This window comes from Providencia sp. PROV129 (assembly GCF_028482245.1).
Classification (GTDB): domain Bacteria; phylum Pseudomonadota; class Gammaproteobacteria; order Enterobacterales; family Enterobacteriaceae; genus Providencia; species Providencia vermicola.
In genome coordinates, this window is record NZ_JAMPQD010000008.1 from 134,960 (window position 1) to 149,630 (window position 14,671).

Consider the following 14,671-nt stretch of genomic DNA (forward strand, 5'->3'; position numbering starts at 1 on the left):
TTCCTGAGTAATTTAGTCAACTATTTACCTGACTATTTTACTCAAGTATTATTCACTGACTTTCACCACGGATTTCGCCTCACTTTTTCGCCCATTTTTCCATCGACGTTAAGATACCGCGCAGAATGTGTAGCTCTTGGGTTTCAATGTGCGCACGAGTAAATAAACGACGTAACTTATTCATAATTAAGCCTGGATGCGCTTTGCGAATAAAGCCCGATTCATTTAATACGCTTTCAAGGTGCACATAAAAACGTTCAACATCTTCAGAGGGGGGATATTCTACCTCATCATCATTTGAGGTCACGGGATTTTTTTCATCCATGGCTAAATACGCCATACGGATCTCATAACTGACCAATTGTACCGCCATAGCAAGGTTTAAAGAACCATACTCAGGGTTAGTTGGGATATACAAGTGATACTGGCATTTTTGCAATTCTTCGTTGGTCAAACCAACACGTTCACGACCAAAAACAATCGCGACTGGCGATTCTTTTGATTGCTCAACAGATTTTACACCACATTCCCGTGGCTCAACCATCGGCCAAGACAACGTCCGCGAACGTGCGCTGGTACCAATCACCAACTTACATCCTTCAAGGGCTTCATCTAACGTTTTGACGATAGTCGCGTTACCAATAACATCGCTCGCCCCTGCAGAAAGTGCGATTGAATGCGAGTCAGGTTCAACAAGAGGATTGACGAGGTACAGATTTGAAAGCCCCATGGTTTTCATTGCACGGGCGGTGGAACCCATATTGCCTGTGTGTGAGGTCTCAACAAGAACGATACGAATATTTTCTAGCATGGTTTATACGTTTAATGAAAAAATTATCGGCATAGCTTAACACAAAATTGCTTATTGTGACGAACATCTATATACTTCTGCTCTCAAGTTTTTTGTTCTTTAACATTCCAGTGGAAAAAGCCCATGCATCCGATGCTTAACATCGCCATACGTGCCGCACGTAAGGCCGGTAATCACATAGCTAAAAACTATGAAATGCCTAGCAATATTAAAGTCACTCAGAAAGGAACGAACGATTTCGTTACTAACGTTGACCAAGAATCTGAGCAATTAATTATTGAAATCATCCGTAAGTCTTATCCAGACCACACAATTATCACTGAAGAAAGTGGTGAATTATTAGGTAAAGATGATGATGTTCAATGGGTAATCGATCCACTGGATGGCACTACCAACTTCACAAAACGTCTCCCTCACTTCTCTGTTTCTATCGCTGTACGCGTTAAAGGCCGTACTGAAGTTGCTGTGGTTTACGATCCAATGCGCAATGAATTATTCAGTGCAGTTCGTGGACAAGGCGCGCAATTGAACGGTTACCGCGTCCGTATTGATGAGAAACGTGACCTTGATGGTGCTATCGTTGCAACAGGCTTCCCATTCAAACAAAAACAACACGCCCCTGTATTTATGAACATCATGACAGCGATGTTTGATAAATGTGCGGATTTCCGTCGTACAGGTTCTGCTGCATTAGACTTATGCTATGTGGCTGCTGGCCGTGTCGATGCGTATTTTGAAATCGGTTTAAAACCATGGGATTTTTTAGGCGGCGAGCTCATCATGCGTGAAGCTGGTGGGATTATGACTGACTTTATCGGTGGCCATAACTATTTAGCTTCTGGTAACTTAGTTGCAGGTAGCCCACGCGTTGTTCGCGATATGCTGTCCATCATGAAAGATGAATTATCTGAAGCGTTAAAACGTTAATTTCTCTTTTCGTTAAAGCCCACTTCATATGTGGGCTTTTTTGTGGCCATTTTAAAATAAAATAACACCTTTGATTAAGTCACGATTATTGATAACATCTTGCTCATAACGCTCGCCAATGGAATCAAAATCAAACTGGTGAGTAAGCATCATTTCACTTGATATTTTACCTTCAGCCATCAGTCTAGCAACTTTATTAAAGTCTTCAGGGGTCGCATTACGACTGCCCATCATTGTGGTTTCTTTTTTATGAAAATCAGGATCAGAGAATGAAAGGTTGCCTTTGAATAACCCCACAAAAATAACTTGCCCACCATGACGAATTAAATTAACGGTATTATTCATCGCATGCGGGTTACCCGTGGCATCAATCAATTTTTCGGCTAACATCCCGCCAAAATAGGCTTCAATGACGGCCAGATAGTCCTCAGAAGCAGGATCACAGGTTTTTACACCCAATACTTTTTCAACATGTTGGCGTCTTGCCAAGCTAGTATCAGCAACAAGAACATTTGCTCCATCTGCTTTTGCAATAGCTGCAACGCCAAGACCAATAGGCCCCGCACCGACTACAAGAATGGCATCATTTGGTTTAATTTGTGCTCGTCTCACCGCGTGGGCACTAATAGCGAAAGGTTCAATTAACGCCCCATCGATATCAGACACGCTGTCTTCAATGGCTAATATATTTTTTTCAGGGACATTCAGATATTCACAAAACCCACCATCTTCGTGCACACCAATCACTGAAATTTTTTCACAACAATTGGTTTTCCCGCTTTTACATGCACCACATTCATAGCATGCCACATAAGGCATTACAGCAACACGCTGCCCCACTTTCCATTGTTTTACATCATCAGCAACTGCACAAATAGTCCCCGAAATTTCATGCCCTAAGACACGTGGGTACTGAAAAAAGGGCTGATTCCCTCCCCACGCATGAATATCTGTTCCACAAATTCCTACCGCATGTATCTTTATTTTGACTCGCCCAGCCTTAACAACAGGTTCTTCCACTTGCTGGTAAACTAATTTTTTTGGTTCCTGACAAATCAATTGCTTCATATCACCCTCCATCAATTAATCCGTCTTTTTTAATTTAAAAAACATAAATTAGGTATTAAACAACTAATTTTTGTGATTAAATGTTTTCAAATCGGTATTAAATCGGTTTTTTAAACATAAAAATCATAGAGGGATACTGAAGATGGTAAGAAGTAAAAACTTACGTTACAGTTCAATTAATGAATTCCTAGACGCTATTCATAAAAATCTACTGTCTTCGCCATTTCCTTCACAATCATCTTTAGCGGAGATGTTTAATATCAGTCGTACGACGGTAAGACATACGATAGAATATTTACTAGAAAAGAAAATCATTGAAAAACAAGGGAGTGAATATCATGTTTCCCGATACCCTAACAAAAATGATTTCTTCCCCGTTGAGTCTAGCCTCCCCGATCAACAAATCGTTTTATTCGAAAAAGCCTTTTATCAAATGATAAAAGAAAAGGAATTGATGCCAGGTGACACATTTACTGAACTTCAATTAGCTAAAAAAAGCCATGTGAATTCCAGTGTAGTACGTGAGTTTTTAGTTGAGTTTTCACGTTATGGTCTGATTAAAAACACCCATCGCGGCAACTGGCACATGATGAAATTTTCCCGCGAGTATGCAGAAAAATTATTTGAATTCAGAGAATTACTTGAAACCAATGCACTAACACACTTTTTAAACTTACCCGCGGATGACCACCGCTGGATTTTAGCGAAAGAGTTACTTTTAAAACATCGCGCCCTGAGGGAAACCGTCACAATCAATTACCGGGACTTCTCTCAACTTGACTATGAATTACACAGTTTAATTTTATCAGGTGCTAATAACCCTTTCTTTAATCAGTCACTTGAAATAATTACTGTTATTTTCCACTTCCAATATCAGTGGGATGAATCAGACCTAAAAGAGCGAAATGTGCTTGCAATTGAAGAACATATGACCATTCTCAGTGCACTAATTAGTCGTAATGACCTTGTGGCAATGAATGAGCTTCGCCACCATTTAGACACCGCTAAACGAACTATGATCAATTCTATTCAACAAACTTACGAGTAAATCGAACCATAAATAATTTGTTATATCACCATAGGGAAACAATTGATTTTTCTCATCTACTCTTATTTTCATTATTTTGTTTTTATCTGGATTTTTCCTTAAAAAAACCAAATAAACTATAAATAACATTTAAAAACAAAGCGAAATAAAGAAAAATCAATTTAATATCAATAAATTAAACAAACACCCCCAATCAACTTTAAATTAAAAACTGTTTTTTACTCATAAAAAACAGATTAAAAGCATGAAAAAGCCATTTAATCCACAAAATTGATGCAATTAATAGTGCCTTTCTCTAAATACTTCTAGTCTGAGTCCACACCAGAACATATATACGCATAATAACTAGAGGAATGGCTATGAATTATTACCTGAACCGAAAGTCAATGGTGACAAAGCAATACCCTGAAAAAATTCTTCAATTTGGGGAAGGTAATTTTTTACGTGCATTTATTGATTGGATGGTTGACCAACTTAATGAAAAAACAGATTTCAATAGCGGCATTACACTTGTGAGGCCCATTGACTCTGCTCACCCATCAATCAATAAACAAGATGGCCTATACACTGCCATCACCAGGGGACTTAACGAACAACAGCAACAAGTTGCTGATATTAGAATTATAAATTCAGTTAATAGAGAAATACTTATTTATTCTGAATATGATGAATTTATAAAATGTGCAGAAAATCCTGAACTGCAATGGATATTTTCTAACACCACTGAAGCTGGCATTGTGTATCATCATGATGTCTGTTTTGAAGAAAAACCAGCAAAGAGCTTCCCAGGCAAATTGACCCAGTTTTTGTTCCATCGTTACCAATATTTTAAAGGGGATAAAGATAAAGGTTTATTTATTATACCTTGTGAACTCATTGATTATAATGGTGAAAAGCTTAAAGAATTTGTTCTTCAACATGCACAAGATTGGGATCTGCCAGATGAGTTTGTTACTTGGCTAAATGAACACAATACCTTTTGCTCCACATTAGTGGATAGAATAGTCACTGGTTACCCAAAAAACGAAATTGAAAAATTAGAAAGCGAATTAGGCTACAAAGACGATTTTCTCGTTACTGCTGAATATTTTTATCTATTCGTCATACAAGGTCCAAAGATCTTAGAGGAAAAATTGAAGCTTAATTCTCTTCCATTAAATATCAAAATTGTTGATGACATTAAACCCTATAAAGAACGTAAGGTTGCTATTCTTAATGGTGCTCATACCTCAATGGTGCCTGTTGCTTACTTAGCTGGCATAAAAACCGTCAGAGAGGTGACTTCCAACCCAACCTTTTTGGCCTATGTTAATGAGCTTATCACTCATGAAGTTATCCCTGTTTTATCCCAACAACCCTCTGAGTTAAATCAGTTTGCTGCAGATGTTATTGATCGCTTTAATAATCCCTACATTGAGCATGAATTACTTTCCATTTCCCTTAATTCGCTCACTAAATTTAAAACGCGGTTATTACCCCAGTTAATTTCGTATTCTCAACAACGTAATGCTATCCCCTATTGTATTTCATTTTCACTTGCAGCTTTAATTGTCTTTTATCGTGGCAAATTCAACCATCTGACTATTCCATTGAAGGATGATGAATATTTACTGGAACGATTTAAGGTTTGGGACGAACTCTATGATACCGATATTACGCAGCTCACTTACAATGTGCTCGCCATGTCAGATTTATGGGAAATAGATCTCAATCAAATTGATTCGTTAACTGAGGATATCGCCTTAAAGGTTACACATATTTTACGCAGTGGCACTCAAGCAATACTTGAAGCACGATACACCAAATAAACAATAACTATTTAAAACAATAAGTCCCCCTACAGGAGATACACTTATGAAACTGAGCACATTAAACGGGAAGAATATTCTAGGCTTAACACTCAGCGCCATGTTTTTAATGGGCAGTATGGCAGGAACCGCTTTTGCAGAAGCAAAGTATAAGCTTAAAGTCGCTTACGAAAATAACCCTGGAGAACCTTTTGATCTCGCTATTCATGAATGGGCAAAAAAATTCAATGAAAAAACCAATGGTGAAGGTGAACTTATTCCTTACCCAAGCTCACAATTAGGTTCGAAAAAAGATGTCATTGAGCAGATGAAATTAGGTAGTCCACTTATCACTCTCGCAGATGGTGCTTTCTTTTCAGATTATGTTCCTGACTACGGCATCATGTTCGGCCCATATCTAGGCCTGTCATATAAGGACATTTTTAAATTAAATGCCTCTCCTTGGTATAGCTCGCTGGAACAGCAGCTAGACAAAAAAGGGTTGCATGTTGTTTCTAAAGATTGGTTGTATGGGTCTCGTCATATTTTAGCAAATAAAATGGTGCAAACTCCAGATGATCTAAAAGGTCTAAAAATTCGCGTACCGAACAACAAAATCCAAATTAAAGGATTAGAAGCAATGGGAGCTACACCGACACCATTGCCATTAGCTGAAGTTTATACTGCACTTAATCTTAAAATTATTGATGGTGCAGAGAATCCAATTCCTGTGTTATACGGTCAAAAACACCATGAAGCAGCGAAATACTTAATTTTAACTGGCCACGTTGAAAACGTTACTAACTTAGTTATGGGTAGCAAAACATATAATAAATTACCTGAAAATATCCAACTCGCCTTGGTTGAATCGGGGAATGAAGCTGGTCAATACCTCACCGAATTAGTCCTGAAAGAAGAAAAAGAAATTATTGAGAAAATGAAAAGTGAAGGTGTCACTGTTGTTGAAGTTGACCGTACCCTTTTCAAAGAAAAATCAAAACCATTCTATAACGAATTCCCTGAATGGTCTGCGAATTTATATCAACAAACACAAGATATTATTAATAACTAACCATCTATATTGGCGGTTAAACCGCCAATATTTTTAAATTAATAAATGGTTATTTATGACTTTCGCAAGGATCTTTTATGTTTAAATTTCTAGGGAAACTAAGTGATATTGTTTCATCGTTAGCTGTCGCTGCGATTGTCATTATCACAATTCTTGCTGTATTCATGCGCTGGCTGCTGAATGATCCGCTAATGTGGAGTGAAGAGGTTCTCATCATTTGCTACATATGGTTAGTCATGATCGGCGCTGCTTCAGCTGCTGGAAAAAGGATGCATGTTAGCATTGATGCAATTACATCTCTTTTTCCTCAAAAAATACAATTATCTATCGCCGTAATAACGCATATTATGGCCATCGTTGCGTTATCTATTTTTGGCTACCTTGGCTATGAACTCTCTCTAATCGCCGAAGATAAGATCACTCCAATAATCGGCGTTTCTTATTATTACATCGACCTCTCCGTTCCTATTGGTGCATCCATTATGGTGTTATTTTCCGTTCAGCATTTATTGGAAGATATGAGCAAACTGATTAAAGGGGATAAACCATGTCAGTAGTTATCGCCTGTATTGTCTTAATTTTTTGTTTTTTAATTAATGTTCCAATTTTCTTAAGTGTATTAATCGCGTTATTAACATATTTCTTTTCCGCTGGGGATATTTCGCCACTCATCGCTGTACAGCGTATTATTGGTGCTGGTGAGAACGTTACTTTACTCGCAATCCCATTTTTTATTTTGCTAGGTAACTTGTTAAATTACACTGGAATAACAAGCCGAATGTTGAAGTTTACTGGCACATTATCTGGCCACTATCCTGGCGGTTTGGCGCAATCAAACGTTTTGCTCAGCACGATGATGGGCGGGCTTTCTGCATCTAACCTTGCGGACTGCGCTATGCTGTCTAAAATGTTAGTGCCAGAAATGACCAAATTAGGCTATGGAAAAAGCTTTTCTGCCGCAGTGACCGCGGCTGGCTCACTTATTACCCCAATTATCCCCCCAGGGATTGCCCTAATTATTTATGGTTTTGTTGCCGATGTTTCTATTGGCAAAATGTTTATGGCTGCCATTATTCCTGGCTTAATGTGTTGTGTCGCATTAATGGTTGCAATTTATCTTATTGCTAAAAAACGAGGTTATAAACCTGCTCGTGATAAAGCACCGACTTTTGCTGAAGTTTATCAAACAGGTAAAGGGGCAATGTCTGCCTTTTTATTAGTATTAGTCATTATCGGTGGCATTCGATTTGGCATTTTCACCCCAACCGAAGCGGGTGCTATCGCAGTATTATACGTCATCATTATTGGCACGTTCTTTTATCGTGAAATGAAATTAAAAGATATTGCAGCTTCATTCTTAGAAACTGCCCGTTCAACCGCAAGTATTATGCTAATTATCATGACTTGCTCTGCTTTAGCATGGGTGTTAACTAACGAGCAAGTCGCACAAGATGTCGCCAGAATGATGACGAGCTTCTCTGATAATCCTTACGTATTTTTAATGATTGTTAATGCCGTTTTATTAATTTTAGGGATGTTTATTGAAGGGAATGCCGCCATTATTGTACTTGTTCCATTATTAATGCCTACTGTTAAACTATTGGGAATTGACCCTATTCACTTTGGGATCGTCATGATACTCAATCTCGCAATTGGTTGTTTAACACCACCAATGGGCACAGTCATGTTTGTTGCAACTTCAATTACAGGTGTACGCATTGCCGACTTTATCCGTGAAGTTATGCCACTCTTCTTTGCCTTAATTGTGGTTTTATTATTAGTTACATTCATGCCATTCTTCACCACTTTTTTACCTAGTTTATAATTTACAACGCCTCTAAAATGGTAGCTAGATATAATTCTAGCCACCATTTTTTACATTTATAATTTTTATAGATTAATTAAAATCAAAATAATCAGAATTATTAATTTCAAAGTAACACAGTTACACTATTTAAAAATTTCGTGAATTTATTTTAAACTTAGCTCTTAACTCCCTAAAAAAACAATCACGCTAATGACAAAAACATCTGAAACATTCACATTAATATCTTAATATTCATAAAAAACACTTATTTAGTGTATTTTTTAATCTATAATTAAAAATACATTTTCATTATTTTCATTAATATACAAAAGACGGCAATCTCATTTTTTTATTTTTTAAATTTATATTTGAAAAATATAAGAACTATATCTAGCATGAAATAAGGCAGCTAATTATTAACAGGCGGCCATTCAAAGTTATATAACTTTATTCTACTTGACCTTAATGGGGTTAACTATGTCTAGATATATACTACCTCTGTCTTTACTTTCTTTATCTGTTGTATCAGGTTCAGCACTCGCAGTAACAAACAGCCCTGGAGGTATTATTTCAATCTCAGGCGCTATAAGTGATACTACCTGTACTATTAATGGTGGTAATAGTGCTGATATGTCTATTGCCTTAGATCCAATTATTGCAACTGACGCTGGAACAACGGCAAATACAGTAATAACCAAAAACCAAAAGACATTTGCATTAACATTTTCGAATTGTGCTCAAGTTGGAGGGGGTACGCCTACTGGTACGTTAAAACTGCACTTTTCTTCCAGTAATATCTCGCCTTCTGGTCTATATCTGGTGAATACCACCGTGAATGAAAACGACCCAACGGTTGCTCGTAATGTGGGTTTTAGCTTGTCACAAACCACATCGCCAACTGTTGCTATCCCGTTAAATACAACATTTGATACTGCCCTAACCGCAGCAAATACAACTGGAGCAACAGGTGCAACATTAAACCTTATTGCAAGTTATTATAAAACGAATACAACCGCAGCCCAAGTTGGTGCTTTGCAATCTAACGTCATTTACACTGTTTCCTACTTATAAATAGCGTCTAAGCCAGGCTTTTATTAGCCTGGCTTTACAGGGATATTATGATGAAAAAAGCACTCCTATTATTCGTTATTTTATTTTCCAATAATTTATTTGCCAATGTCATTATTACGGGAACTCGAATTATCTATCCTTCAGATGCTGAGAGTATGGCAGTACAATTATCAAACAATAGTAAAACAGCTTCTCTTGTTCAGTCATGGATTGATAGTGGAGATGAAAATTCGACCCCTGAGAATTCAGATGCACCCTTTTATCTCTCGCCACCTATTGTAAAAATAGAAGGCTCACAAGGACAGCAACTTAAAATAAAAAAAATAGATAAAACTCTACCTAACCATATTGAAAGTGTATTTTATTTAAATGTACTGGATATTCCTAAAACACCCGATACCGCTAAAGGTAAAAATACGATTCAGTTAGCCACGCGATCTCGAATAAAAATTTTTTATCGTCCTGTGGAATTAACCGAATCACCTGACGATGTAATTAATAAAATTAATTACCAATTAAACAATAACACCCTATTAATAAAAAATAACTCGCAATATCACTTTACGGTTGCTGCATTGACAACAACCAATGATAAAAAAAACTCACTGATTGATTCAGGAATGATATCTCCAATGTCTTCTCTTGAGTTTCCGTTAAAACAGGTATTAAAAAATCGTGACCTTGTTTTAGTTTATGTCGATGATTATGGCGTTTTCAAATCTCACAATATTAAACTTTAAAAGAAGATATCATCGTGAAAAAAGAAAACTATCTCTATTTCCTAATTTTATTAGGACTGCAAAGCTGTCTCAAAAACGCGGTAGCAGATGAATTTGAGACATCCCTATTAGTCGGTAAATCCGCACAGGGTGATATTTCACGATTTTATACGGACAGTAAAATTCCTTCAGGAAAACAACTAGCAGATCTTTATGTAAATAATAATTGGAAAGGCCAATTTGAAATTGAGATTGATCATGACGGTAAAGTCATCAGCCTTTCCTCTAACGATGTTAAAAAGTTAAATTTAAACTTATCGCCAAGTGTGATTGAAAAAATTCAACAGCAAGATGTTATCCCTATTGATTCTTTAGTGCCAAATGTTCATTACAAATTCAATATTAATGAATTACGACTCGACATGACGGTGCCCCAAGTGGCATTAAAACAATCTGAGGCCAACTATGTCGACCCAAGCTTATGGAACTACGGTGAACCTGCAATTATTTTTTCTTATAATACAAATTATTACAGCTATAAAGAAAAGAAAAATGCCAAAACCAGTAGCGATAATTTTTATGCAACACTCAATTCGGGTGTCAATTTAGGGGCGTGGCAATTTAGGGATGAATCAAGTTATCGCAACAGTTCCCATGGTTCATCAAAATGGAAAAATAATACGCGTTATGCCTATCGTCCCATTAGCCAAATAAAATCAGGTGTTAAAATCGGTGATTTTTACACCCCTGCGGCGCTATTTAACAGCCTGCGTATTCGTGGGATTGCGCTGGCGACCGAAATGGGGATGTATCCCAACTCGAGCCAAAATTTTGTTCCTATCATTCGCGGCGTGGCTCAGACCAACGCATTGGTCAGCGTCTATCAAAATAATAACTTAGTTTACCAAGAAAACGTCCCACCAGGTGAGTTCTCCTTTAACGACCTTCAACCCAGCGCAGGCGGGGGGGATTTATTTGTCGTTGTACAAGAGGCGGATGGCCGCAAAGAAACCTTCACCGTCCCCTATTCTGCGGTTCCTGATATGCTTAAAGAAGGCATTTATACCTACAACCTTCTTGCTGGAAAAACAAACATTGAAAGCACACACTACCAGCCTAATTTTACACAAGGTGAAATACACTACGGCCTGAATAACCTCGTCACTCTCTATGCAGGTATGTTGTTCAGTGAGAAATATTATTCCGGCGTTGTGGGGAGTGGTTGGAACTTCAGTTTTGGTGCTATTTCCGCTGATGTGACACACGCAAATGCAAAACTAGACGCTGGCTCTCAGAGTGGGCAAAGTTACCGACTGACTTACAGCAAATACATTAATTCAACCTCAACCAATTTAACGTTGGCGTCTTACCGTTACTCAACGAGCGGTTATTATAGCTTTATGGATACTATCTACGCCCAAGATAACTATCGCGCGTGGAAATCTTATCAAGATGACCTTTCCCAACAACTGGGGAATGATGCACCTTCCGACTTATCATTAACTAATTTTGATGCCCTGCGCGGGTCTCGTGCAAAAAATACCTTTACGTTGAATTTGAATCAACAACTCGCCGATGGTTACGGTTCGGTCTTTGTTTCTGGCACCCATCGCGATTATTGGAATACCCATGGCAGCAGCCGTGAATACCAAGCGGGCTATGCCAATAACTACAATGATGTGTCCTACAGTGTATCGGTTTCTCGTATTCGTAATTATGATAATAAAGAAGAAACACGGGTGTATGCGAATGTCAGCGTGCCATTCTCTTTGTTTGAAAAACGCGCCAATATTAATCTCGGCAGTTACTTTACCGATTCACATTACCAACAAACAGCGTTGAGCGTTAGCGGCATTGCGGGTAAAAATGATCAAGTCAATTACACAGTGACAGCGACCAACCAAAGTGGCGGGAATAATTTAGTGGGGGCAAATGCCAGCTATCAACTGCCATCGACGACCCTGTCAGGTTCATATACTGAAGCCAATAACTACCGCCAAGCGGGTTTAGGGGCAAGAGGAACGGTGGTCGCCATTCCTGAACATATCGTTTTTTCAGGAGAAACAGGCCAAACCTACACCATTATCGAAGCGCCGTTGGCTAATAACATGATGGTCAATTCAGATAAAACCACCCTCACCAATCAGCAAGGTGTCGTATTGGTTGCGAATTCAACACCTTATCGAACAAATACCTATACCCTTTCTGATACTGACAAAACATCAGGCGCAGAAGTCCTTGGCAATATGGCTAATGTGAGCCCGTATCAAGGTGCCGTGAATTATATCAAACTCGAAACAGACACGCGTCAAACTTACATATTTAGAGCCTCACTGGCCAATGGGGAAAGTCTGCCATTTGGTACTGAGGTAAATAATGAACAAAAACAAAATATTGGTTATGTGGGGCAATCTGGAGTGATCTACATTAAGAGCGATCAATGGCCTTCCATTTTGTACATCAAGCTCAATTCTAAGGAAAAATCAGAGTGCGTAATTAAAGACCCCGTTAATACCATGGATAAAAACCATAATTTTTGTCGATAAAGGACGTTATGATGAAAAAGACGCTACTGGCACTTCTCTTACCCGCATTATTACTCGCAAGCTATGATGTTGCTGCCAGTTGCAGTAATGCGGGAGAAAAAAATGCACCGCCACTGAATTTTGATATATCCACGGAACTCACAAGCACATCAACCACCGTGAACAAATCAACCCGAACAAAATTTACAGGTCAATATACCTGTGTAGCACCAGGGCTACTTCAATCAAATACAGTGGGCATTGACAGCCCATTTCGCCAATCAACAGTTGCGATTGGCTTTAATGGTGGGAAACAAGTGGTTTCTATCTCGGTCAGCGGTATTAGTCAATCAAGCGTGACTAATATTCCCCCAGGTACCTACCCCGCCTCTAATCTAGATACAAATTTTACGATTCAATTTAAATTACTCAGCAGCCCACCCGCAAATAATTATAAAGAAGTTGCAGGTAACAGTGTGTTAATCAGCCCAGTAATGATGGCAACGGATGTAACGGCATTAGGTCTTATCCCTTGGCTACTGCGCCTTCTCTCAGACTTAGTCACGTTTCTGTTAACCCTGCAATGGCCAACACATGCTGAGGATATGTTTTACCAACCGATGCAGTTAACCTATAACCCAATCCTAACAACCTGTAATTTTACTAATCAAGGATTAGTCGTTTCGCTTCCGCCTGTCAGTATCAACACTGTCAAAAATGTGACTCGAGCTGGCTACACGCCATTCACATTGAATTTCACGTGCCAAGATTTCCTCGCGGGTAGCACCGCTTCTCGCGATGTGTCTATGTTTTTATCCAGCGGTAGCTTACTGGCAAATGATAAAACCACGATAAACAATACCCTAACCCAAGGTGCTAAAGGTGTCGGTTTTCGGCTCGTCAAAACGGATAACCTCACTGCCCCTTTATTCCTTTCAGACAGTGTAACGGCACAAAATACTGCCACAAGTATTTTTTTCGTCCCAAAAGGCAATCCCATTTCACCATCCTTTTCCGTCAATTTAGGGGCTTATTATTATCCCTATAACCCCAATATTGTCACTCAAGGGGCGGTATCTGGTACGGCAACCGTCGTAATGTCTTACAACTAAAAAAGGAGCGATGATGAAATACTTAGGAGGAATTGCCTTATTACTGATAAGTTTACAAACACAAGCAAGCCTTGTTTTACAAGGAACTCGGGTTATTTTTCCGAGTGATAAAAAAATGGTTGGCATTCAGATGACTAATTACAGTGAACAGCCGACGTTAATCCAAAGTTGGATAGATGAAGGGAATATTAATTCGACACCCGAAACAACCAATGCGCCATTTATTGTCACGCCGCCTATCAACAAAATAGCCGCTAATGAAGGCGTTCAGCTCCGCATCCGTTTTCTTGGTAATAACTTACCCATGGATAGAGAGTCTGTTTATTATTTAAATGTTTTGGATATCGCACCCAAGCCTAAAAACACCCAGGGTATGAATACGCTCCAGTTTGCCATCCAAACTCGAATTAAAGTGTTTTACCGCCCTATTTCGCTGTTACCCCTTCCAGATACATTATTGGATAGCGCTAAATTTTATGCCGATAACGGGCTATTAGCCGTGAATAACCCAACACCTTATTTTCTCAGCATTGCCAATATCTACACAGCAAATAACGCCAATGAGCTTATTGCTAAAAGTTTAATGATCGCACCATTTTCGACTCAGACAATCCCCTCGGGGAAAAAAGTGGTTAATGGAGAAAATATTACCGTGATTTATATTGATGATACTGGGCAGCAAATTGAGCATCAAACCAAGCTATAAATGAAGGTGTTTCACTGC

Annotated in this window: 13 protein-coding genes; 11 read left to right on the forward strand and 2 right to left on the reverse strand. The window is 38.5% G+C overall.

The features are described from left to right. Positions 1 to 79: 79 nt before the first annotated feature. Positions 80 to 811, reverse strand: coding sequence for a tRNA (cytosine(32)/uridine(32)-2'-O)-methyltransferase TrmJ (trmJ, locus tag PSF27_RS05650; protein WP_206082466.1), 732 nt, complete (start codon positions 809 to 811; stop codon positions 80 to 82). Between the two features lie 123 nt (positions 812 to 934). On the opposite strand from trmJ, the gene suhB reads away from it, so the two are divergent. Then, a complete protein-coding gene (gene suhB, locus PSF27_RS05655) occupies positions 935 to 1,738 on the forward strand; it encodes an inositol-1-monophosphatase (protein WP_206082467.1) in 804 nt (267 codons plus the stop codon). 51 nt (positions 1,739 to 1,789) lie between these two features. Here suhB and PSF27_RS05660 read toward each other — a convergent pair whose 3' ends face one another. Beyond that, a complete protein-coding gene (locus PSF27_RS05660) occupies positions 1,790 to 2,806 on the reverse strand; it encodes a zinc-binding alcohol dehydrogenase family protein (RefSeq protein ID WP_241016771.1) in 1,017 nt (338 codons plus the stop codon). Positions 2,807 to 2,948: 142 nt separating this feature from the next. Between PSF27_RS05660 and PSF27_RS05665 the strand changes: the two genes are divergently transcribed. The 10 genes from PSF27_RS05665 to PSF27_RS05710 all read left to right on the forward strand — a co-directional run bounded on the left by PSF27_RS05665 (position 2,949) and on the right by PSF27_RS05710 (position 14,653). Then, positions 2,949 to 3,854, forward strand: coding sequence for a GntR family transcriptional regulator (locus PSF27_RS05665; protein ID WP_206082469.1), 906 nt, complete (start codon positions 2,949 to 2,951; stop codon positions 3,852 to 3,854). 359 nt (positions 3,855 to 4,213) lie between these two features. Beyond that, entirely contained in the window at positions 4,214 to 5,662 is a 1,449-nt protein-coding gene (locus PSF27_RS05670) for a tagaturonate reductase (RefSeq protein WP_442958940.1), read from the forward strand. Between the two features lie 46 nt (positions 5,663 to 5,708). Next, complete coding sequence (locus PSF27_RS05675; protein ID WP_206082471.1) at positions 5,709 to 6,713, forward strand: C4-dicarboxylate TRAP transporter substrate-binding protein; 1,005 nt, start codon at positions 5,709 to 5,711, stop codon at positions 6,711 to 6,713. A 77-nt stretch (positions 6,714 to 6,790) separates the two neighbouring features. Continuing rightward, on the forward strand, positions 6,791 to 7,270 hold the full coding sequence (locus PSF27_RS05680) for a TRAP transporter small permease (protein ID WP_206082472.1): 480 nt from the start codon (positions 6,791 to 6,793) through the stop codon (positions 7,268 to 7,270). Then, the gene (locus PSF27_RS05685) at positions 7,261 to 8,538 is read left to right on the forward strand and encodes a TRAP transporter large permease (RefSeq protein WP_206082473.1); all 1,278 of its coding nucleotides are present in this window, start codon (positions 7,261 to 7,263) and stop codon (positions 8,536 to 8,538) included. Before PSF27_RS05680 ends, PSF27_RS05685 begins: the two co-directional genes overlap by 10 nt. Positions 8,539 to 8,997: 459 nt before the next feature. Next, positions 8,998 to 9,591, forward strand: coding sequence for a fimbrial protein (locus tag PSF27_RS05690; RefSeq protein WP_206082474.1), 594 nt, complete (start codon positions 8,998 to 9,000; stop codon positions 9,589 to 9,591). A 47-nt stretch (positions 9,592 to 9,638) separates the two neighbouring features. Continuing rightward, positions 9,639 to 10,331, forward strand: coding sequence for a fimbrial biogenesis chaperone (locus PSF27_RS05695; RefSeq protein WP_206082475.1), 693 nt, complete (start codon positions 9,639 to 9,641; stop codon positions 10,329 to 10,331). Positions 10,332 to 10,345: 14 nt separating this feature from the next. Further along, positions 10,346 to 12,856: a fimbria/pilus outer membrane usher protein gene (locus PSF27_RS05700; RefSeq protein ID WP_206082476.1), complete on the forward strand. Its 2,511-nt coding sequence runs from the start codon at positions 10,346 to 10,348 to the stop codon at positions 12,854 to 12,856. Positions 12,857 to 12,864: 8 nt separating this feature from the next. Beyond that, entirely contained in the window at positions 12,865 to 13,947 is a 1,083-nt protein-coding gene (locus PSF27_RS05705) for a fimbrial protein (RefSeq protein ID WP_336431869.1), read from the forward strand. A 13-nt stretch (positions 13,948 to 13,960) separates the two neighbouring features. After that, complete coding sequence (locus tag PSF27_RS05710; protein ID WP_272681053.1) at positions 13,961 to 14,653, forward strand: fimbrial biogenesis chaperone; 693 nt, start codon at positions 13,961 to 13,963, stop codon at positions 14,651 to 14,653. Positions 14,654 to 14,671: the final 18 nt, after the last annotated feature.